We start from the raw sequence: 23,251 nt of genomic DNA on the forward strand, positions 1-23,251 counted from the left end.
TTAAACAGATTATATGGAAAGCAGGAATCGTTATTTGTATAGCGCATACAGTTTACCCTCGCCTGGTAAAAAGCTATCTGTTAATTTATGATCGGCAGTTTTGAAATCAATAATCTTTTCCAGCCCGTCAGTTTTAGAAACCTCCTTAACATTCTTAACAGCAGTATCTGTATTAAATGTAAACACCTTATTTTCCGTTAAAGATTTATTCACCACCATGATATAAATTCTACTATCTGCGGGATTAACAAAATGAGTAATCAACATCGGGTCATTTTCATTTTCCGCCTTCCATATAAAACCTGAAGGTGTTCTTTTAGTCCCCGAAGGAATGCTAACACCTGCATGGTAAACAGCTATAGCATCCAGTTTCATCAACGTTTTCCCGATTTGTTTCATTTCAGCGTTAATCACTGTAAATGGGGCGTACAGATCAGTCTTGTTTCCCTGAGCATCTACGATTGCTTCCGTAAATTGTTCAGTTGAACCTATTGGTGTCCAGTAAGTAAACCATACCGGTAATTTAATACCATAGGCAAGGTTCGTAAAAGCGCTGTACCTAAGTTCATCGGCATTAGGCCTTCTCAAACCTATAGAACTGCCTATAGACTGCAAGTAAGCTGAAGTCTTGATCTTGTATTTTAATCCTATTCTTCTAATGATATCAAGGTCTTTATAATAAGGAGCTTCCCTTAAAGTTCCATCCTTCATGAAAGGATAATTGTCAAATGAAAGGTATTTCAGATTAACGGCACCAACCAGCTCTATCCACTTCTCTACATATTCCGTTTCATACTCTACATTTGCTAAGGCACCAGTAGCATAACTTGGAAAAAGATTAACATGAGGTACTTTTTCAGGATCCAGGTTAATCAATTTTTTGTACCTGTTGGCAGCATCCTGCAAATCAGGAACCCTGGGTTCATCTTTAATGTAGTATCCTGCTGTCGCCGTATGGTTTTTGTACGCATTCACCATCGCAGCCATTTCTGCATCTGTACCATCAACCCTTTGATCGGCCACAAACATTTTTAGTTGGTTTGCCGCAGCCATGTTTAGCATAGCCAGTTTATTCGCTTGTGAGTAGCTTAAAGAGATATCCTGTATAAGGTCAACATTTGCTTCCCTGATGTTCTTAAAATGATGATCGGTGATGTAGCCAATTCCCGGTGATACGTAAATCCCGATCATCATATCTTCTTTTATTTCAGTTACCGGCGGTTTAACCGGATCGGGTGTTGCTTTTTTCTCCGTCTGAGCCTTGCTACAGCTATAAATACCTGTAAGCACAAGCATGCCGGTACACATTAAAAGTGTTTTAATTGATCTGTTCATTTGTGTGATATTTGATATTTTTACGATACAACTTCTAATTTTAAGGTGATACCATTTTTCTGATGCGGTGGTTTGCTTTATCCACAACATACATGGTACCACCGGGAGCAATAGCAATTCCTGTAGGCACGGTAAATTTTGCAACCGTTCCTGATCCGTCTAAATAACCTTGTACGGCACCACCAGCGATGGTGGTCACTTTGTTAGTTCCAGCTTCAATCCTTCTTATATTTGAAGCATCCGCAGCTATGGTCGGCGCATCAAATAAATGGCCACAGCCTGCGACATAAATATTATCGCTGGCGTCGACAGCAATCCCCCAGGGATGTTCAAACCTGGCATTCAGGCCAATTCCATCCGTCTGTCCCGTTGTGCCGGCCAGCCCCGCAATTTGTGTAACAGCCCAATTACTGGTATTTACCTTATACACGTTCGAACTACCGTTGTCTGCAATAACAAGGCTACCCTGACTATCCATCGCAATCCCTCCAGATATCACGGGTACGCTCAGTGTCCTGGTGGTCATTACCCCTCCGGGACTAACTTCATAAAGTTTATTGTTACTCGCCGAAGGCAAAGCACTTACCAGATAAAATTTGCCAGTGTTTTTATCTATCGTAATTCCTTGCGGAAATGGAATGACCCAGCCAAGTATAGTTGTTACTGTACCTGCAGGTGTTATTTTACGAAGTGCCCAGTTCCAGGTATCAGCTACATAAATATTGTTATTCGCATCTGCAACTACGGCCGAAGGATGGTCAAATAAAGCAGCTGTACCTACACCGTTGGTATTACCGGCAACACCAGGATTACCCGCGAATGTACTCACCAAGCCAGCAGGGGTTATCTTTCTGATGCAATGGTTGTTGATGTCAGCGACATATACATTACCATTATTATCGGTAGTAATACCCGCATTGGTTACGAAGTTAAACTTAGCTGCAATTCCCTGACCATTAATAAAACCAGCGACACCAGAACCGGCAAAAGTACTTACAGTAGCCATATAAGCAGCCTTCTCTAAGGCATACAATTTACCTTCACCGGGCAGAAAAGTATCTGACAACGAATGGCTGGCAAGTGTAAAATTCGTCGCTTCTTCCAGACCTGTAACTTTAGAGATAACCTTAACATTCGCAACCTGATTTGCGGTTACAAAGCTGAAGGTATTGCTTGCGGTAAATGATTTATTGACCACCATGATGTACTCTTTGCCAGCAACAGGATCTATAAATTGGGTGATAATCATAGACTGAGCGGCATTCTGGGCTTGCCAGATAAAATTTGCGGCAGGTCTGACAGTACCAGTCGGAATTGTTGTTCCGGTATGGTAAACAGCATTGGCATTCAGTTTAATCAATGTTTTACCCAGCTGCTTCATTTCAAAGTTTAAAGCTTTAAAAGGAATGTACAGGTCGGTCTTATTTCCCGCAGCGTCTATAATTCCATTGGTAAAGGTTTCTACTCCACCTGTTGGTGTCCAGTAACTAAACCAAACCGGCTTTTTTATCCCGTAAGCAAGGTGTGAATAAGCACTGTACCTCAATTCATTGGCATTCGGTCTTCTCAGATCTGTTGAATTGCCTATAGATTGGAGATAGCCGGAAGTTTTGATGTTATATTTTAAACCAACACGCCTGATGACATCCAGATCATGAAAATATGGGACATCCCTAAACGTTCCATTGAGTAGAAAAGGATAGTTGTCCATGGCCAGGTATCTCAGGTTTGCAGCCACCACTTTCTGAATCCAGTTTTCAACGTAATCCAGCTCGTAGTTGATACTCCCCAAAGCACCTGTAGCGTAACTGGGAAATAAATTCACGTGAGGATCATGGTTATTATCAAGCGTCAGTAGCTTTTGATAACGGTTGGCCGCATCCTGGAGTTCACTAACTGTTGGTTCATCCTTAACGTAATAACCTGCCAATGCAGGATGGTTAACATAGGTATTCACCATAGCCGTAATATCTGCATTAGTACCATTTACCCTGTTGTCGGCAACTACCATTTTTAAACCATGGCTATCTGCCATATCCAGCATCGTCAGTTTATCAACCGGCGAAATCCAGCCGGCGATATCTTGTATCACATCGATATTCGCTTCACTAATTGCACCATATTGCAGGTTTGTCGTAAACTCAAATGGAGGAGCGATGTAGATCCCTATGGGCATCCCATCTTCAACGCCATTAAGTAACATAGGCTGATCAGCCCTCCCCATATCTTTGACTGGCATCTCTGTGATAAATTTCTGGCAGCCAGCAAAAATAAAAGCAAAAAAACTTAGTGTAAGGAGCGCAAAGCGCCCCTTATTAATATAATATCCAGCATTCATAATTAATTAGATTAAATGAACTACTTATTCCGATACGATTTTTCTAATGCGGTGATTTCCTTTGTCTAGTACATAGATGGCACCATCAGCCCCGATAGCAACCCCAGTTGGCACAGTAAACCTGGCAACACCTCCCAAGCCATTTGTATAACCTTGCGTATCGCCTCCGGCAATGGTGGAAACCTTGTTAGTTCCTGCCTCGATCATCCTGATATTCGATGCTGAAGCCGAAATATTTGGTGTTTCAAATCTATGTCCGCAGCCTGCTACATATATGTTATCCCTGGAATCTACAGCGATTCCCCATGGATGATCAAAACGAGCAATTGAACCTACACCATCCACCAAACCTGTTTCTCCAACAGTACCGGCAATTGGGGTACGAACCCATGTCGTGGTATTTACGCTATATATCACCGAACTCGCATTATCAGCAATGATCAGATTGCCCTTGCTGTCAACGGCCATTCCTCCCGAGAAAATTGGTACGTCCACACCACGCTCGCTTAATACCCCCGAAGCAGAAAATTCATAAATTTTCCCGCCGTGATAATTTGCAGCTAATGCACTGCTAATATAAATTACTCCTGTATTTTTATTTATAGCAAGTCCTTGAGGGAAGGCAAATGCCTGCCCGCGGATAGAACTGACCACACCATCAGGAGTAACCTTACGTACAGCCCAATTCCATGCATCAGCAACATAAAGATTATCATCTTTATCAACTGCTACATCCATGGGGTGATTAAACAACGCTACATCTTTATTTCCATTTACATACCCTTCCACACCAGGTTTACCTATAAAAGTGCTCACCACTCCTGTAGGGGTAATTTTGCGGATGCAATTGTTAAAAATATCTGCCACATATAAATTTCCCTTGGAGTCTATATCCATCCCGGCATTACTCTTAAAATCAAATTTAGCAACATCAGCAGGCCCGTCGGCAAAACCGGCAGCACCAGCCCCCGCCAATGTGCTCACAGTTCTTTTTAAGGTATACACAAATGGTTCTGCACTCGTTACCGTCTTTCCCGCAATGGTAATTTCGATATTGCCGGTACCCAGACCAGCAGGAATCTTAACGATCATTCGTTTTCCATTAGCCCCTAAAATAGTTACTGGCTTTCCATTAATTTTCACGCTGATATCAGCTAATTTACTACTGTAATTATCGCCATAAATCATTACTTCAGTAGCTTCACTACCTTCCATAGGTGAAAACTTACTAATCACAAAAGGAGCATTACTGTTGTGCATGTAACTATCATCAGTTTGCTGAAAAAACTGTTCTTTACAGGAGACCAATCCCAATTGAAGGAGCAGCACAACGCCATAAAAAATAGCTTTCATTGCTTTATATCTTTTCATATTGAATATCTTTAACATTAGTGGTAATCATTATTTTGATCAAGTGCCGTATTTCTGTTACGCTCTGATTGCGGGATTGGATAAAGGTCAAAAGCATCCTCATAAATTCTTGACTCTACAAGGAATGGTGTATAAGAAAAATCTCCTCCGCCTTGCTTCACTACACGCATACCTCTTGCGTCACGCATTACACTTTTGCCAATACGCCACCTCCTGATGTCCCAAAAACGGAAGCCTTCAAAAGCCAGTTCAACTCTTTTCTCTCTTCTGATTCTTTCTCTCATCTGTACTTTGTTAAGACCTGCCGGCAATGCTGGCATATTTATGCCAGCCCTTGTACGTACAGCATTTACAGCATCATAAACACTTTTATCCGGGCTCGACAAAGCCTCATTCTTAGCTTCAGCGAAATTCAACAGTGTTTCCTCGTAACGCATAAAAACCCAGAAATGATCACCCGGTCTGTTATCGGGAGTCATACTTCCATTTTCATCCAACAGCTTACGCAAGTAATAACCAGTTTGAGTTTTTGCACCTTCAGCAGAAGTCAGTCCATCTACTCCATCTACAAAAGTTTCGATCACATTCTCTCTCCAAATGCTGCCATTGTGAATAATCGAAGCGGCAAGCCTGGGATCACGATTGGCATAAGGATGATTAGCATCATAACCTGATCCTGCCTCATCAGGCTTTAAACCATTGGTCATTTCATAATCATCAACCAAATTCTGCAAGGGTTGAATCCAGCCCAAACCACCCTGACTAGGTACAAACATTTGTTGAACCCAGCTGGTATTATTAAATGTAGATTGAAATATGATATTAGCAGCAGTTCTTTTATGAAACAATTGCTTATAATCGCCATCAACCTGATACAAATTAAGTTTCATCACATCCTCAGCAGCGTCAGCGGCTCGTTGCCATTTCTGAACATCCGAACCTGGATTGTGTAATAAGCTGGCAGAATAGAGTAAAACCCTGGATTTTAACATTAAAGCGGCTCCTTTAGTTGCCCTACCAATATTTGCAGCAGTATTTACAGGAAGTAAATTAGCGGCCGCTTCATTACAATCGTCCACAATAAAGCGCACCAACTCTTCTTCAGTATTTCTAGGAATATTCAGGTCATCGCTGACTTGCAAAACCCGATCTATCACAGGTACCCTGCCATAACGCTTATGTAATTCGGCGTAAAAGAAGGCCCTTAAAAAATAAGCTTCGCCTTTCATACGGCTTTTTCCAGCAATCTGTGTAGTATTTTTTGCCGGAACGGCATCTATTTTTTCTATAAAGCGGTTAACTTTACGAATAGCAGCGTAAAGTGATGCCCACACATCAATAGGGTTGTGATTTGGACTGATCAACCCCCTGGTAAACACCTGAGGACCATTAAAATAGATAACCGGACATTTCGCTTCATCAGATGCCGCAGCATAGGTAAAACTATTTGCAGGCATCCATTCATTCGGCAGGTGACTGTATACATTGGCCAGATATTTTTCTGTCTGCACGTAGTCTCCGAAAACTTCTTGTTCCGACAAGCCCCCAGTCTCAGCTTTATCCAGGTATTCATCAAATTTTTTACATCCGGAAAATGTCAATATCCCCAGAATGCAAATCATTATTAATTTAAATTTCATGTGAAAATAAGTTTTAGGGTTAGAAACTAAGAGAAGCACCAAAGTTGATTATCCGTTGGGCAGGGTAAACATTACCAATGGTATTTGGCTGCCAGTATTCCGGATCAAACATAGGTTGGGCTTTCGTCCAGGTATATAAATTCATCCCATTCCCGTAAATCCGAAAACTAGATAAACCGGCATTTTTTGTCAGCCTGATATTTTTAAAAGTATAACCTATTTCTAAATTTTTTAAACGTATATAACTGTTGTCTTCCAGGTAAAGTGAAGACATCCGGTGGTTGTTACTATTACCGCCATAATGGAGTGCAGGCCAGGTTGCCGTATTGGCTGTTTCAGGTGTCCATCTGTTCAGATGCTGGGTCCTCGCTTTTCCCCCTTCATAAAATTCCCACGACATTCCCCCCACGAGAGTCCTGCTACTGTTTGCAGCACCTTGAAAAAGGAAACTAATGTCAAAATTCTTCCAGTTCACTCCGCCAGACAAACCAAAAGTAATTTCAGGAATATTACTTCTACCCATTGGTCCCATATCATCATCAGTAATAATCCCGTCACCATTCAAATCTTTATACTTTACATCCCCCGGAATCAGGCGGCCATATTGTGCAGGACTAAGACGAATGTCGATTTCATCTCTAAAAAACCTTTCTGCTTCTAACAGAAAAATTTGACCCAAAGGATGTCCTGTTTGGTATTGATAATCATATGGCTTGTTTTCCTCATCCATAAAGATGATTTTGTTTTTAGCCAGGGCAAAATTCCCACTCAAAAAGTACCCACCATTATTGAAGCTGTTACGGTGAGCAAGTTCTACTTCGAATCCTTTATTGTTTACTTTCCCCATATTAGCAGGAGGCAGATTATTTTCACTCATCCCCAACATTGTAGGAAGGGATTTACGGGTAATCAAAATATTGTTACGTTTTTCCGTAAAGAAATCAGCCGTTACAGAGAAAAGATCCTTCAGTAATTTGATTTCAAAGCCAATGTTTCCCTTACGTGCTGTTTCCCAGGTTACAGCCGGGTTTGCCATTGCTCCCTCATAAATACCTTCTATCCCTACAAGCTGATCTCCATACAAATAGCCATTACCTGCACTTCGGATATATTCAGAACTAAACAACCATCTTCTTCCAGGTATCAGGTCATTTCCGGTCAATCCATAAGAACCTCTTAGTTTTAAGAAATCTATAACGGAATTTCCTTTTAAGAAGGATTCTTCAGAAAGCACCCAGCCAGCAGAAACTGCCGGGAAAAAACCGTATCTCTTTTCTTCAGAGAAATTGTCTGTCCCATTGTATCCTGCATTAAACTCCGCAAAATATTTGGTTTTGTAATTATAAGTCAACCTGGTTACAATACCCTGCGTAACATAAGGGACTTCATTACCCCTTACTTCCTGTGCACGATTTACAAGCAATAAACCTGTAAAACCATGATCCTTATACTGTTTAGTATAATTTAATGACACATCCATCCACACGTCTCTTTTTTGGTTGAAAGCTGAAGTAGGGGCAGAAAGCGGCGCATCAACACCTTTATAGGTATAACTGGCAGGATCATTATAATCTCCGGTTCCCTTATAATCAGCAGTCATCACTGATTTAGACCTTCTAAAATCATTTTGAAAATAACCATCAAAAGAATAATTTCCTTTAAGTGTTAATCCAGGGGTAATGAAATTCAGTTTCCTTGTTAAAGACAGCATTCCTGATAAAGAGGAATTGAATGATTCACGAAAACCAGACTGGTTTAAAAATCGGGCTGGATTGATGAACCCCTTTTCCCCATAACTTCCGGTAGGAAATTTTACCGGAAAAGCATTTGGTGGTATCTGATTTAAAGTCCAGAAAAGATCCGCAACAGAAATATTAGGGTCTCTTTTGTTTTCTATCGCACCAAATAGATTTAAGGACATAGAAAAATTATCATCAAAATCGATATCGACATTGGAACGGAAATTATAGCGTTTAAAACTGGAAGTGGGATCATACTTAGGATCTTTTTCCGTTTTATATATTCCCCCCTGATCTGTATAACCAACGTTTACGAAGTAACGGGACTGTTGTCCACCACCACCAATATTAAAATTGGCTTGTGTCTGCATTGCAGGTTTCATCATCTCATCAAACCAATCGACATTGGGATATTTATAAGGATCAGACCCTGTACGATAGGCTTCCAGTGCCTCAGCATTATAGGGAACCATCCCAGTGGGATTATCATTTAGAAATGCTTCATTGGCCAGAACAGCATAGTTATAAGAATCCACATACTCCGGCAAACGGATAGACGTTTGTACCGCACGCTGAACACTAGCTGAAACTGTTGGCTTACCTTGCTTACCTCTACGGGTGGTTACAATGATTACACCATTTGCACCTTTCACACCATATAATGCGGTTGCTGAAGCATCCTTAAGTATGGTAATATTCTCAATTTCATTGACATCGAGCAAAGCGATAGCCCTGTAGTCTTTCTTTACCCCATCAATAGTAATCAATGGTTCCTGACCGTTCACTGTGGCCCGCCCTCTGATCAGCAATTGCGATTTATCATTCCCCGGTTCTCCACTAATCTGTATAGCCGTTAATCCCGGTAACCTTCCTGCCAACGCATTGGTAATATTAGCTGTAGGGCTTTGTTTCAATTCCTTCAGGCCAATTGAGACTGAAGATCCCGTTTGCGCAATCTTCTTTTGTGTTTGTCCGAAGCCAAGGATAACCAACTCATCTAAAGACTGGTCACTTGCCTTAAGCGTTACATTCAGCACCTTATCTCCTTCTCCTACTGTAATTTCCTGACTAACAAATCCGATGTAAGAATAAATTAACACCACATTTCCTTCTGGCAATTTAATACTATAACGACCATCTTTATCGGTACTTGCCGTTGCGCTACCTCCTTTTACAGTTACAGAAGCACCAGGAAGTGGGATTCCTTGTTCATCCACCACTTTTCCTGTAATTTCTATTGTCGCCAGATAGCTACTTACTTTCTCCAGAAACGTTGGCGTTTTTTTAGACAGAATAATATTGTTGTCTACAATTTTGTAATTAATCGGAAGGCCTTTAAATACCGTTTTAACGGCTTCTTCAATATTTGCATTTTTAAGCGTAACACTTATTTTTGGTTTATTCAGATCATAATCCCGGCTCAAAAAAACATATCCTGTTTGTGCCTCTATTGAATTCAACACAGATTTAAGTGATACATTTTTTTGTTCCAGATTTACATTCTGACCGAAGGAACGGGCAAATACGTGTGCCAATGATATGATCATAATGAAAACGGTCAACTTCATAATCAATAATAATTTGGGTGGCAGCCATAGTTTGGGCACGCCTAGGTTAAAAGCATTTATTTTCATACTTTTGATTGGTTTGGGCTAATTCGTAAATCGGTTCATATAGATTTTATCCCGGCTTTCCGGGAAGGGTTGACCCAAGCTATTTCCGCAGAGGTGCGCCAACACTTCTGCGGTTTTTCACCGGTCACCAATAGGGCACTAAGCCCTGCTTCGTAAGCTTTTCTTCATATTCTGGTCTATTTGGTTATTTTATGGTTTTGTTTATTCAATTATTACAACTGCCTTTAAGGCATAATGATGATGGTTTTCCCTTCAATTCTGAATTTGACATTGGCATACTTCAATACTTCAAGGGCTTTTGAGAGATTAAGATTTCTGTAAACTTTACCATCAAAACTTGCTTTAGGAATTTCTCCTTCATATTTCACATTGATGTTATACCATCTCGAGATTTGTCGCATTACAGTTGGTAAATCATCATCATCAAACAGAAAAAAACCATTCTTCCAGCCTAATGCTTCCTCTATATTGGCAGGGCGTACGTTAATGTTCCCATTATCGGATAACTGCGCCTGTTCACCAGGTTTCAGCAAAGTTCCTTCATTTATTTTTACCGAACCTTCCAGCAACGTCGTTACTGTCTGCTCTTCATCGGTGTAACTATTGATATTGAAATGTGTTCCAAGCACAACAAGCTGCTGTTTAGCTGTTTTCACGATGAAGGGACGTGCCTTATCTTTAGAAACCTCAAAGTAAGCCTCTCCATTCAATTCCACTGTTCGTTTTTTCAAGCTAGCAAAAGATGCAGGATAACTTAAAGTTGTCGCGGCATTTATCCAAACCAGACTTCCATCAGGTAAACGAACGCGATAAGTTTCTCCCCGGGCAGTTGACAGTGTATTATTTTTAGATCCGGCTAAATCACCCTTGTCTTTGATTTCGTAAATAAGCTGACCGTCGCTGGTCTTTGTGATTACGACTCCTGCCTCTTTAGCGAGTTCTCCATTATGGGCATCTGCCAATGCTATCTTTTTACCATTTGCCAGTGTTAAAGTTGCCGCATTTTTACCCGGAACAATATCATTAGCTATTGTAAACTCAGTTTGCATACTTGTCTTTTCCGAAAAGAAATAGTGATAGCCACCAATAGTACAAGCAATAACAATAGAGGCGGCAACAGCGATCCTTACCCAAAGCCTTTTTACAGGTAGCATATGCGCACGTTCAAATTCAGAAAAATTATCTTCCGCATTAAAGCCATGCATAATTTCCAGTTCATCCCTAAGCTGGTCATTAGAAGTAAGCCGGTCAAAAACCAATTGATTATTCTGATCAAGGGCAATCCAGGCTTCCAGTTCTTTCCTGCCGGCTTCATCAATTTCCCCTGAATTATAATCACCAATTAATGTAATGATCTTATCGTAATCCTGCTTCATTCCAGTTTTGTATATCTGATTTAATACTTAAACTACACGACGTTGAAAAAGTACCGATAAAATATAAAATATTTTTCATTACCATATAAACCATTAAAAACCCTGACTTTTAATAAAGCGAAATATGGGCTGCATCCAGTCATCTACCGGAAGCTGCAAGACGAAACCATGGTCCCCTTTTGGAAACAAATGCAGCTCCGCATCCACACCTTTTTTTTGCAATGCCTTATAAAATGCTATACTATTATCAACCTTTACCACACTGTCATCGCCCGAATGTGTTAAATAAGTAGGCGGCGTATCTTTGGTTACCTGCTCTTCATTTGAAAATAGCTGTAATTTTTCTGGCGTAGGTGCTGTTCCAAGCAAATTTGTCTTTGATCCAGAATGCGTAAGACCTGCTTTCATACTGATTACAGGATAAACAAGAACCATATAATCCGGACGAAGATTAACCCCTTCTTTATTGGAAATGTAACTCGTTTTAAAATGTGTACCTAAACTACTGGCCAGATGTCCTCCTGCACTGAAACCTATGATTCCGATTTTTGCAGGATCAATATTCCAGGTTGATGCTTTTGATCTTACCATTTTCATCGCCTGTTGTGCATCCATCAAAGGTCCCATACTTTTATCCCTCATTTTGTCAGCATCGGGCAAACGGTATTTTACCACGATTGCGGCAATCCCTTGTTTTAGAAAAGCCTCTGCTATTGGTGTGCCTTCAGTATGTGTAACGATGGTACCATAGCCCCCACCAGGAAAAATGATTACCGCTGTCCCTGTAGCTTTGTCGGCCGGAGGTAAATAAACAGTAAGTGTTGGTTTGTCAGCATCCTTCAAACTAACCTTGCAATTGGGAATACTCTCCGGATAAAGTGACAATACCTGTTGAGCAGAAGCACTATAACAAATGAGTAGCAGGGCAATCGTTTTTAATGATCTTATCATAATTTTTATTGTGGTTTGTTGATTCAATAACTAAACTACAACAATCTAGAAAAGTACCGATAAAAATATGATTTTATCCCTAGCCATTCTTCAGGCCATAAATGAATAAGAACATTGCAAAAATATCAGGTTTAAGCAAATGTCTTAAAGTATCCAGTCCTTTCGATTTTAAGTTTTTTACTGTTTGCACAGAAATTCCAAGATGTGCAGCAATTTCATCGTTTTTCAAAGATTCAAAATAGCTCATTTTAATAATCTTCCCTGCATGACCAGGTAATTTATCTATCACCTTCATTATATCGCGTAATACCTCAGCTTGAATCAGTTCATTTACGCAGCCCTGTTCTTCCAGAGGTAAATTGGAATTGTAATGCCATTGGCGTTCTTTAACCCTTGTTGATACTTTCAGATGACTTAGGCAAGAATTTTTAACCGCTGTATAAAGATAGGCACGAATGTTCTCTACCTCCAATATTGTCGACTTATTGTGAAGTACCTTCAAGAAAACATCTTCCACAAGATCTTTTGCCTCCTCCTGATCTCCGACAATCTTAAATGCGAAGTAGCAAAGGGCAGCATAATAATCAAGATACAACTGTTTAAAATCAAGAACCGCCGTAGACATATTATCTCAAATATTGATTGATGATCTGAACGGTAAGGATACAGCTTATTTTTGAGATATAAAAAGCCTTCAAATTTTTTATTGTTTAAAAAATGCTAATTTCAACCTATAAAGCCAATTAAAAAATAAACCAAAACACCATAAGATGAAAAGACTTTTATTTCTTCTTCCTCTATTTTTACTTGTTACTTCATTTAGCAGCAAAGAACTGGTATGGACTGCCATAGGCGATTCTATTACCTTTATGAACGAACATCCAGAAGAGGCGGGCAACAGAATCAGCAAAGGATACATGAGCATGGTAACTGCGAAGCTTCCTTACATAAAATACATTAACCAGGGGCATAATGGCTGGACCGCTGCTGGCATTGCCGAAAAAATAGAGGGCCTTGATTTACAAAAATCAGATATTTATTCTGTGTTTTTAGGTACCAACGACTGGTGGAGCAGCAGACCTTTGGGTACGATGGACGATTATCATAAAAACAATGGCAACGGTACATTTTATGGTTCATATCGCATCATTGTTAATAAACTACATGCATTAAATCCACAAGCTAAAATTATACTGGTCACACCAATGCAACGTGTAGATTTTGTATACCTCAGCAATATGAAAAATAATGCCTGGGGTTCTTACAAACAAAAAAATGGTCAGTCACTAGCCCAGTTTGCCAATGCCGTAAATGAAATCGGCAAATATGAAAAGTTTAAAGTTGTAGACTTGTTTAATGACAAGCAACTAGGCTTAAAGCATCTTGTAAAATACAAGCGTTTAAAAGACCCTGAAACCGGAAGCTATAAAAACTTCAGGTACCCATCTTTTATTGATATACCTTTCGATCCGGAAAAAGATGAACACCCTTATCCTCTTGATGCAATGAACCTCACATTTGATGGGTTGCATCCTTCAGATAAGGGTTATGAAATTATTTCAAAGCTTTTTGTGAAAGCCATTAAAGCCAACTAAGCTTCCTATTTTAAACTACCGGTATTCACCTCCCAGTTATCAGTTCTGAATGGAGCAACCGGTAAACCTGCTTTACTAAAAATATTGCCTATACCAGCATTGCTAAATTGGTAACGAATAGCTTCTGGCTTTTTTACCTGTTTACTTGAAACAACGATTGTATTGCCTTTTATTTTTACCATTGCCGGATAAAATACTTGATCTGCACCAGCTACAAAGATCTCTTTTGCTTTTTCGCCTTTCAACATTAAGCCCATTTCAGCATTGTCAAAATCAATCAGGCCATTACTTCCATTTACCGTAAACGATTTAAAGATCGGGCTCTTATAGGCTCCTTTCTTCGTACCATACGTTTCAGCAAGTGCCCAATTGGCAAGACGTAAACCTACATCTTTCTTATTTACCGGGTGAATGTTCAACGTATCACTAACCAAATCAGAAATCACTACCATTCCTGTATTTTCCGTCGAAAGGTTTTTGGTTTGTGCCTCTCTCACTAAGGCTCCTATATTATACCGGTCGTATTTAAACGGAGCGATCTGCACATAGTAAAATGGCAAATTTTTATTCCATGCCTTACGCCAGCTACCTATCATTGTATTCATTAATTCAGCATAGCTTGAAGAAGTCAATGTATTACTTTCACCCTGATACCAAATCGCTCCTGCAATGTTGAAATTAACAATAGGCGCAATCATTGCATTGTAAGTATAACCAGGGGTTACAGGCCACCATGCTACAGGAGCCTTTTTTGTTGCTGCTTCCTTTAGGGTTGGATTATTTTCTACTAAATCGGCAGGAGTCCAAACTTCGGCAGGTGTACCACCCCAGTTACTACTGATCAATCCTATAGGTACATTCAAATCCTGGCTCAATTGTTTCCCAAAATAATAACCTACAGCACTAAATGCCTTTAGTGAATTGCTATCGCAAACAGTCCAGCTACCTTCAACATTATCCTGCGGAGTTTTTGAAGTCGTTTTAGGCATACTGAAAAATCTGATATTAAGTTTACCGGCTTGTGCCAGTTCATCTTTAATACCTGGCACACCAAGGTGATAATTCCACTCCATATTGGACTGACCACTACATACCCATACTTCTCCGATCATGATATTTTCCAGTACAATTTTATTGTTTCCTTGTACAACAATTTGATAAGGGCCACCAAACTTAGGTGTCTGAAGATCAATTTGCCATTTTGCATTTCCATCGGCTGTTGTTTCAATTGTTTTATTGTCCCATGATGCGGTAATTTTTATTTTTTCACCCGGGAAAGCCCACCCCCATAGTTTTGTTGTGGATTGTTGTTGCAATACCATATTGCTCCCCAATACATTCGGGAGCTTAACATCTGCATATAGCGTTAAAGCAAAAAAAGAAAAAATAAGGAAGAGAAACTGTTTTTTCATTGTGTGTTTTTGTTTAGTGTTTGGTTTGGTTCAAAATCCTTTCCAGGATTTTGACGCTATTAAGATAACTATTCCTTTAAACAATTTGAAATTAGTGTCCCTCTTCCCAGGCAGCCTTAGCCAACTCAGCGATAATCCTGTCATTTTCTTCTTCGCGCTCTTTTGACATGGATACAAAAACCGTGATGATCATTTTCTTTCCGTTTCGCAGCGTAACAATTCCTGCATCATTTGAAGCAGCCGTGATTCCTTCTTTATTCATCCCAGAACTTCCGGTCTTATGGGCAACAACAGTTCCTAAAGGCAGCAACCCTTTAATCTTATTAGCCCCTGTGGTCGTTTCTTCCATAACCTTCATCAAAAAATCCCCGGTGTTTTTCTTAAGCACTTGTCCGCGACAAAATTTTTCAAGTAAAGTATTAACCGATTTTGGTGTACTCCAATTCAGAAACTGAACTTTATCATCTTTATGCATCTCCTCCTCCGTAGCTACTATGGCACAATCTTTAATGCCTAACCCAGCAATGTACTGATGCACTTTATTTGGTCCGCCCAGTAATCGGAATAATATATCGCAAGCGTTGTTATCGCTCCAGGAAACGGAAAATTTAATGATTTCAGACAAAGGCAAACTTACATTCCCAGCCGGATACTTATCCCTTAAAGGACTCCATGTATCAGGCAGCAAGTCACTCTTTTTTACAAGGATTTTCTCGTTTAAACGAAATTTACCTTTATCAACCTGATGAAGTACAGCCAAAGCGAGATGGAATTTGTACACGCTTTGCATAGGATAATGCCGATCCCCATTTACGGAAACAGATCTCCTTTTTTCAAGATACAATACAGACACCCCGACATCTGCCTTTTTACCATTAATGATGGTTTCCATTTTCTGTTGGAGTGTACGGGCTTGTCCACATACTTCAACAGAAAAAAATGAGGCGAACGCTATTAAGAAAAAAAGACAAAGTTGTTTCATGATAAAAACTAGCTGTAATTCTCAAAGTTACAAGAAATCATCTATAATAATTTTCCAGATCTCCGTACAACCGATTAACTTTAGGAACCAATCAAAGAGTTTTAAAATATGCTAACAGCAACAATTCTTTGAATTATATTGCGAGCGTTATATGGAAATTAGCCAGTTATTAAATGAAATTTACCCCCTTCCTCCAGCCTCAATAACGGAAATATGTAAATACATAAAAGAAGTTAGCTACGAGAAAGGAGATATCATATTAAGAGCAGACAAAGTAGAAACAAAGACCTTCTTTATCAAAAAAGGAATAGTCAGGGCTTTCGCAACACCAGTAGAAAACGACATCACATTTTGGTTCGGTGAGGAAGGTGAAACCATCCTGTCTATGAGAAGCTATGTGGAACATAAAAAAGGCTACGAAAATGTTGAATTGCTGGAAAACTGTGACCTCTATGAACTGGATAACGGACATTTACAGGAACTGTTTAACAAAGACATACATATTGCCAACTGGGGTAGAAAACTGGCAGAGACAGAACTTTTAAAGATTGAAAAAAGATTGATTTCAAGAGAACTGCAATCGGCAAAACAACGCTATGATGAACTAATGAATAACAGGGCGAGCCTTTTACAAAGAGTACCGTTAAAATTTATAGCATCATATCTCGGAATTACACAAGTAAGCTTAAGTCGGATCCGTAAAGAAAAATAATGTAAATTCACGTTATTTATCATAGGATAAATTTGTTCCGTAGCACAAAACATAATTTTGCACCGTCAATCTTTTAATAGATATTAAAAATATGTCTGCAAAAAAATCAACAGGATTGGATCTTATCCTTCCGACTTCTACCAAGATCCGTTTAGCCATTATATGGCTTGTTGTTGGGGTATTTTATGCTTTTGGAGATTCATTCTTCGGCGAAAATATGTCTGGAACAGCTGCTGTTGTTATTTTTATTACGCTGCTGGCAACTATCATCACTGCATCCTTTGGAGTGGTAAAAGAAGCGGACGAGCTTGCGCATAAATTAGGTGAGCCTTATGGAACGCTGATCCTTACGCTCTCCATAGTATCTATTGAAGTAATCCTGATTGCTGCTGTAATGTTAGGCCCGGGAGAATTCCCAACAATTGGTAAAGACTCTATTTTTTCGGTAATGATGATCATCATGAACCTGGTTGTAGGTTTATGTGTATTATTTGGTTCATTAAAACATGGCGAACAGGAGTACAATGCCCAGGGAACACTCACGTACATTTCAATGATCGTTTTATTGGGAGGCATGTCTTTAATGCTGCCAAACGTTATTGTTGGAATGGGAAATGGAGCTTTCACAACGATGCAGGCTATAGTTATATCAACTTTGATTGTAATTCTTTACGGTTTTTTTCTACTGCTACAGATGAAAGGCTACAGGCACCTTTATATCCAGCCTCAAAAGGGAGCAATGGAGATTCTTTTCGCCCGTCGTAACCAATCAGATGTTACAACGACTGAACATTCCAAAGCAGAAACTCCAGGAAGTAAAAATGAGATCCTGATCCGTTCGCTGGTGCTGATTGCCATGATTCTGCCTATTGTACTTTTATCACATAACATGGCCGTAGTAGTGGATTATGGAATAAAAGCAGCTGATCTTCCTCCTATTCTGGGAGGGGTACTCATCGCCATCATCGTATTTACACCTGAATCGATTACAGCGATAAAAGCGGCACTCAATAATGAAACACAAAGGGCCATCAACCTATGTCACGGCGCGTTTGTTTCGACTGTTGGGTTAACCGTTCCTGCTGTATTGATTATCGGCCTGGTTACAGGAAAAACAGTGCTTTTCGGTATTTCATCCACAGAAACCATTCTTTTCCTGATCACAGTTTGTCTTAGCTTTTTGACCTTCTTTGGAAAAAGAACAACTCCGATATCGGGAATCATGCATCTTGTACTCTTCGCAGTATTTATAATGCTGATTTTCACCCCTTAGTACTTTATACACACAAATACATTTTACATTTACTGTTATGGAACTTGAAAGAGGCCCTATCTCAAAATTTATGGAGAAAAACTATCTCCATTTTAATGCTGCGACCGTAGTCGACGCGGCTAAAGGTTACGAAGCCCATTTAACAAAGGGCGGAAAAATGCTCATTTCCCTTGCCGGCGCCATGAGTACTGCTGAACTTGGAATTTCATTAGCAGAAATGATCAGACAGGACAAAGTTGATATCATTAGCTGTACTGGTGCCAATCTGGAAGAGGACATCATGAACCTTGTAGCCCACTCCCACTACAAAAGAATCCCCAACTACCGGGACCTTAGTCCACAGGACGAACTGGATTTACTCAACAATAAATACAATAGAGTAACAGATACTTGTATTCCTGAGGAAGAAGCATTCAGAAGAATACAAGAACATATAGAAAAGATATGGAAAGATGCGGATACTAAAGCTGAACGCTATTTCCCGCATGAGTACATGTACAAACTTCTTTTGAGCGGTGTGCTTGAACAGTATTATGAAATAGACCCTGCAAATTCATGGATGCTTGCCGCCGCTCAAAAAGGAATTCCAATTGTTGTTCCGGGATGGGAAGATTCTACTATGGGAAATATTTTCGCTTCCTATGTGATCAAGGGAGAGATTAAGGCTTCTACCACAAAAAGTGGAATCGAATATATGGTTTGGCTGGCAGACTGGTATGCTCAAAATGCTATAAACGAAGGTGTAGGATTTTTTCAAATTGGCGGTGGTATTGCTGGTGACTTTGCCATGTGTGTAGCACCGATGCTTGCCCAGGATCTGGAAAGAGATGACGTATTGCGCTGGAGATATTATTGCCAGATTACTGACTCCACAACGTCATTTGGTTCCTATTCAGGCTGTATACCCAACGAAAAAATAACATGGGGAAAACTTGACCTCGATACCCCAAGCTATGTAATCGAATCAGATGCAACCATTGTTGCCCCGCTTATCTTTTCATGGGTTTTAAAACACTAATTCTATTCTAAAAATGAAACAAAAGGTTGTAATTGTTGGTGCTGGTTTTGCAGGTCTGGAGCTGGCCAATAGTATTGATGGTCGAATTTTCGAGGTCTTGCTACTTGATAAACTTAATCATCATCAATTTCAGCCTTTGTTTTACCAGGTCGCCACTGCACAGATTGAACCTTCGAGTATATCCTTCCCATTGAGATATGTTTTTAAAAACAAAGAACATGTGCAAATCAGGTTAGCAGAAGTAATAAAAATCAATCAAGAGGGAAAATCAATCACCACATCTGCAGGTGATTTTGATTATGATTTTCTAGTCATTGCAATTGGCTGTAAGACTAATTTTTTCGGCAATGAGAACATTGAAAAAAATGCGCTTACCCTAAAATCAACATCCGACGCAATAAAAGTAAGAAATCATATTTTACAAACTTTTGAAGTCATCGCCAATACATCATGGCTGACACATAAAGATTTGCTAAACCTGGTAATTGTTGGTGGCGGTCCTACTGGTGTAGAATTGGCCGGTGCTTTTGCCGAAATTAAGCAGAACATTTTACCAGTTGATTATCCGGGCATCGACTTCACGGACTTCAAAGTAACTTTGGTGGAAGGAAGCGGGCATACGCTCAATAATATGAGCGAAAAATCGAAAAAAGCTTCCGAAAACTACCTACGGAATATGGGCGTAGAAATATTAAAGGAAACTTTTGTAAAGAACTATGATGGAAAAGAATTGTCATTAAGTAATGGCAAGACTATCAGAACTAAATCAGTCATATGGGCAGCGGGCGTAACCGGTAATGCGCTGGAAGGTATACAGCAAGATTGCAAAACTGTTGGCAATCGAATAAAGGTCGACCGCACGAACAGTCTTATCGGTTGCAATGGCATTTACGCCATAGGCGATATCAGTTATATGGAGACTGAAAAATACCCCAGAGGCCATCCCCAAATAGCAAATGTGGCCATAAATCAGGCGAAGAACCTGGCTAAAAATCTAAAAAGACTACATGCAGGCAAATCAGCCCTGCCTTATGAGTACAAAGATCTGGGATCAATGGCTACTATAGGAAAAAACAAGGCCGTTGTAGATGTGAACAGCTTACATTTAAGCGGTTATTTTGCATGGCTGATATGGATGTTCCTACACCTTTTCTTAATTCTTGGTGTAAAAAACAAGCTCATCATTTTCATTAATTGGGCATGGAACTATCTAACAAAGAACCCTTCTTTACGCTTGATTTTAAACCAGCCTTTAGAAAAAACCAAGTCGCTGGATAATACCATTAGATTTTCTAATTAAAAATTTTCTTTTTTAGAGTGTCTTCCGGCTATTGATTTTTTTTCTACCTTTCTCTAGCCTATGTTATATATCTTAATTGCCCTGATTTGCCTGCTGATAGTTGGCAGCATATTTTATTACAACACACTTGTCAACAAGAAAAACAGGATGAAAGAAGCCTGGAGTGGCATCGACGTATATCTGAAGAAACGCTATGAGCTGATTCCTAACCTCATTGAAACAGTTAAAGGTTATGCCAGTCATGAACAAAAACTGATGCAAGAGCTGGTGAGACTGCGCAATGAAGCACTTCAGCACCAGCAAAATCAGGAAAAAATCAATACAGAGAACCAACTTTCAGAAAACATCAGCCGGTTGATGCTCATTGCTGAGAACTATCCCGATTTGAAAGCAAACACAAATTTCCAACAGCTGCAAACGCAATTAGAAACTATAGAGACAGAAATTGAGCTCTCCAGAAGATATTACAATGGAACAGTAAGGGAAAATAATATTCAGGTTCAATCTTTCCCTTCAAACCTTGTTGCATCTATCTTTGGGTTCGAAAACGGCATTTTTTTTGAAATAAACAATTCGGCTGAACGCGAGCCGGTAAAGGTTTCTTTTTAAATTCCCTGTATGAAAACTAAACATCTGTTTGCGCTGCTTAAGGTCTCCCTGATACTACTGTTCATCCCTACCTTATTCGCTGCAAAAACTTTAGCTCAGGAACCGGCTACACAACAAAATGAGCAGGATAACCATTCTGAAAGAATCATTTCTTTTCATACCGACATCAGAATTGATACCTCAGGTATGATGTACCTGTCTGAAAAAATCAAAGTTTATGCATCCGGCGGTCAAATCAAACGTGGTCTTGTCCGGAATATCCCGGTGTACCGTAAAGATATATTTGGTGATAAAAAATCTGCCGATTTTAAGATAACGGGCATTTTAAAGGACGGGAAGCAGGAAAACTACAAGACAAAAAATGATGGTAGTGTCCGTAGTATATACATTGGAAACGAAGATATTATACTTAATCCAGGTGTATACAACTACGAAATCAATTACCAGACTAAAGGACAAGTAGGTTTCTTTAAGACCTATGACGAAATTTACTGGAATGTTACCGGTAGTGAGTGGAATTTCGAAATTGAAAAAGCCTCTGCTACTATCGTACTTCCTACAGGGGCCTTACCAGGCAATACTGCTTGTTATACCGGCCCAAGTGGATCAACCGATAAAGACTGTACTATCGACATCAATCCAGACCAATCCATAAGTTTCCAGACTACAGGACCGCTCCCTTCAGGAAGTGGCTTTACTGTGGCTGCAGCTTTTACCAGGGGGATTATACACAGGCCGTCTAATTTCGAACTCTTTTATCAGGATTATCTGAAGATTACAGTTACACTGCTGCTGCTGATTGGGTTAGGAACTTACTATTATATCAGCTGGTCACGTCATGGCAGAGATCCCCAGGAGCCTGTTATTATACCCACCTTTAATGTCCCAAATAACTGGTCGCCTGCCCTACTCCGCTATTTTCACATTAAAAAAATAGATGATAAATCCTTCGCGATTTCGATCATAAATATGGCCGTAAAAAAAGTCATAAAAATCACCAAAGGAGTCGGTCTCAAAAAAGAAGATTACGCTGTCGAAAAATCAACGGGTTTAACAAATGTACTGTCGAAAGAAGAAGATGCCATCTACCTGCGCCTCCTCAACAATAAAGATAGGATATACATCAATAAATCGAATGGTTCAGCCATAAATGCGGCTAAAAATGCGCATCAGGATAGATTGAAACCGCAGCTTAACCTAAAGGATTTCTTTTTCAGTCACAAAAAACATTTGATCATAGCTACACTAATTACGTTAGCTGTGTTTATTGTATTCATGATCTTTGTAGAAACAGGTACACCTTTAATGGTGCTTTTTTTCTGCCCGTTTATCGCCATTGGAGGAATTTGCTTTTACGGCGGCATCAAACTTTTAAAAGAATCTATAGCCGTAGGGATTTTCCTGATCATTTGGGGAGCAGGTTTCGGTGGTGTTCCGCTGTATATGCTGCTAACGAACCTGGGTAAACTACCTATAATTTCGCTGATCTTTATCGTGGTCAGCATGATCATGTATTCGTTCTATGTTTACCTGATAAAGGCACCTACAGCAGCTGGCACAGACGTTTTAAGTAAGATTAAAGGTTTTAAAATGTATCTGGAAACGGCAGAGGAACATCGCTTAAACATGCTGAACCCTCCCGAGCATACGCCCCAATTGTTTGAGAAATTTTTGCCATATGCGCTCGCACTTGACGTAGAAAATGCTTGGGGGGCCAAATTTGAAGAGCTGCTCAACCAGGCGGATTATAGTCCGGATTGGTATGAAGGCGAGAAATTTTATTATCCCCACGTTACAAAACGTTTTATTGTCCCCTTCAGTAGTGCGGTGAGCGATAGTAAACCAGATACAGGCTCTTCCTCCGGATCATCCGGGAGTTCAAGCTGGAGCTCTGGCAGTAGCGGAGGAGGCTCTTCAGGCGGTGGCGGAGGCGGCGGCGGTGGTGGTGGCTGGTAGTCTCCCATCG

The 23,251-nt window shown here is 39.9% G+C and carries 17 protein-coding genes; 7 read left to right on the forward strand and 10 right to left on the reverse strand.

The window, feature by feature from the left end:
- Window positions 1-30 precede the first annotated feature (30 nt).
- From R2Q84_RS15785 to R2Q84_RS15820, 8 genes are all read right to left on the reverse strand, one after another.
- Complete coding sequence (locus R2Q84_RS15785; protein ID WP_316817538.1) at window positions 31-1,335, reverse strand: hypothetical protein; 1,305 nt, start codon at window positions 1,333-1,335, stop codon at window positions 31-33.
- Window positions 1,336-1,375: 40 nt separating this feature from the next.
- Complete coding sequence (locus R2Q84_RS15790) at window positions 1,376-3,673, reverse strand: hypothetical protein (protein ID WP_316817539.1); 2,298 nt, start codon at window positions 3,671-3,673, stop codon at window positions 1,376-1,378.
- Window positions 3,674-3,697: 24 nt separating this feature from the next.
- Complete coding sequence (locus R2Q84_RS15795) at window positions 3,698-5,044, reverse strand: IPT/TIG domain-containing protein (protein WP_316817540.1); 1,347 nt, start codon at window positions 5,042-5,044, stop codon at window positions 3,698-3,700.
- A gap of 17 nt (window positions 5,045-5,061) precedes the next feature.
- Complete coding sequence (locus R2Q84_RS15800; protein ID WP_316817541.1) at window positions 5,062-6,684, reverse strand: RagB/SusD family nutrient uptake outer membrane protein; 1,623 nt, start codon at window positions 6,682-6,684, stop codon at window positions 5,062-5,064.
- Between the two features lie 19 nt (window positions 6,685-6,703).
- Entirely contained in the window at window positions 6,704-9,991 is a 3,288-nt protein-coding gene (locus R2Q84_RS15805; RefSeq protein WP_316817542.1) for a TonB-dependent receptor, read from the reverse strand.
- Window positions 9,992-10,281: 290 nt separating this feature from the next.
- Window positions 10,282-11,433, reverse strand: coding sequence for a FecR family protein (locus R2Q84_RS15810; protein ID WP_316817543.1), 1,152 nt, complete (start codon window positions 11,431-11,433; stop codon window positions 10,282-10,284).
- Window positions 11,434-11,526: 93 nt separating this feature from the next.
- Window positions 11,527-12,384: an alpha/beta hydrolase gene (locus R2Q84_RS15815; RefSeq protein WP_316817544.1), complete on the reverse strand. Its 858-nt coding sequence runs from the start codon at window positions 12,382-12,384 to the stop codon at window positions 11,527-11,529.
- Window positions 12,385-12,463: 79 nt separating this feature from the next.
- Complete coding sequence (locus R2Q84_RS15820) at window positions 12,464-13,009, reverse strand: RNA polymerase sigma-70 factor (RefSeq protein WP_316817545.1); 546 nt, start codon at window positions 13,007-13,009, stop codon at window positions 12,464-12,466.
- A gap of 145 nt (window positions 13,010-13,154) precedes the next feature.
- Between R2Q84_RS15820 and R2Q84_RS15825 the strand changes: the two genes are divergently transcribed.
- Window positions 13,155-13,979: an SGNH/GDSL hydrolase family protein gene (locus R2Q84_RS15825; RefSeq protein ID WP_316817546.1), complete on the forward strand. Its 825-nt coding sequence runs from the start codon at window positions 13,155-13,157 to the stop codon at window positions 13,977-13,979.
- A gap of 5 nt (window positions 13,980-13,984) precedes the next feature.
- Here R2Q84_RS15825 and R2Q84_RS15830 read toward each other — a convergent pair whose 3' ends face one another.
- Together R2Q84_RS15830 and bla are read right to left on the reverse strand one after the other, a co-directional pair.
- On the reverse strand, window positions 13,985-15,391 hold the full coding sequence (locus R2Q84_RS15830) for a sialate O-acetylesterase (protein ID WP_316817547.1): 1,407 nt from the start codon (window positions 15,389-15,391) through the stop codon (window positions 13,985-13,987).
- Between the two features lie 91 nt (window positions 15,392-15,482).
- Entirely contained in the window at window positions 15,483-16,373 is an 891-nt protein-coding gene (bla, locus tag R2Q84_RS15835; protein WP_316817548.1) for a class A beta-lactamase, subclass A2, read from the reverse strand.
- 151 nt (window positions 16,374-16,524) lie between these two features.
- Here bla and R2Q84_RS15840 point away from each other — a divergent pair, with 151 nt between their 5' ends.
- The 6 genes from R2Q84_RS15840 to R2Q84_RS15865 all read left to right on the forward strand — a co-directional run bounded on the left by R2Q84_RS15840 (window position 16,525) and on the right by R2Q84_RS15865 (window position 23,241).
- Window positions 16,525-17,085 (forward strand): Crp/Fnr family transcriptional regulator, encoded by a 561-nt coding sequence (locus R2Q84_RS15840; protein WP_316817549.1) that lies wholly within the window; start codon window positions 16,525-16,527, stop codon window positions 17,083-17,085.
- A 91-nt stretch (window positions 17,086-17,176) separates the two neighbouring features.
- Window positions 17,177-18,358 (forward strand): hypothetical protein, encoded by a 1,182-nt coding sequence (locus R2Q84_RS15845; protein ID WP_316817550.1) that lies wholly within the window; start codon window positions 17,177-17,179, stop codon window positions 18,356-18,358.
- Window positions 18,359-18,395: 37 nt separating this feature from the next.
- Window positions 18,396-19,376 carry a deoxyhypusine synthase family protein gene (locus R2Q84_RS15850; protein ID WP_316817551.1) on the forward strand — a complete coding sequence of 327 codons (981 nt, stop codon included), beginning with the start codon at window positions 18,396-18,398 and terminating at the stop codon, window positions 19,374-19,376.
- Between the two features lie 13 nt (window positions 19,377-19,389).
- Window positions 19,390-20,676, forward strand: coding sequence for an NAD(P)/FAD-dependent oxidoreductase (locus tag R2Q84_RS15855; RefSeq protein ID WP_316817552.1), 1,287 nt, complete (start codon window positions 19,390-19,392; stop codon window positions 20,674-20,676).
- Between the two features lie 60 nt (window positions 20,677-20,736).
- Window positions 20,737-21,285, forward strand: a complete 549-nt coding sequence (locus R2Q84_RS15860; RefSeq protein WP_316817553.1) for a LemA family protein — start codon at window positions 20,737-20,739, stop codon at window positions 21,283-21,285.
- Between the two features lie 9 nt (window positions 21,286-21,294).
- Complete coding sequence (locus R2Q84_RS15865; protein WP_316817554.1) at window positions 21,295-23,241, forward strand: DUF2207 domain-containing protein; 1,947 nt, start codon at window positions 21,295-21,297, stop codon at window positions 23,239-23,241.
- Window positions 23,242-23,251 lie beyond the last annotated feature (10 nt).

The organism is Pedobacter nyackensis (assembly GCF_032678475.1).
Taxonomy (GTDB): Bacteria; Bacteroidota; Bacteroidia; order Sphingobacteriales; family Sphingobacteriaceae; genus Pedobacter; species Pedobacter nyackensis_A.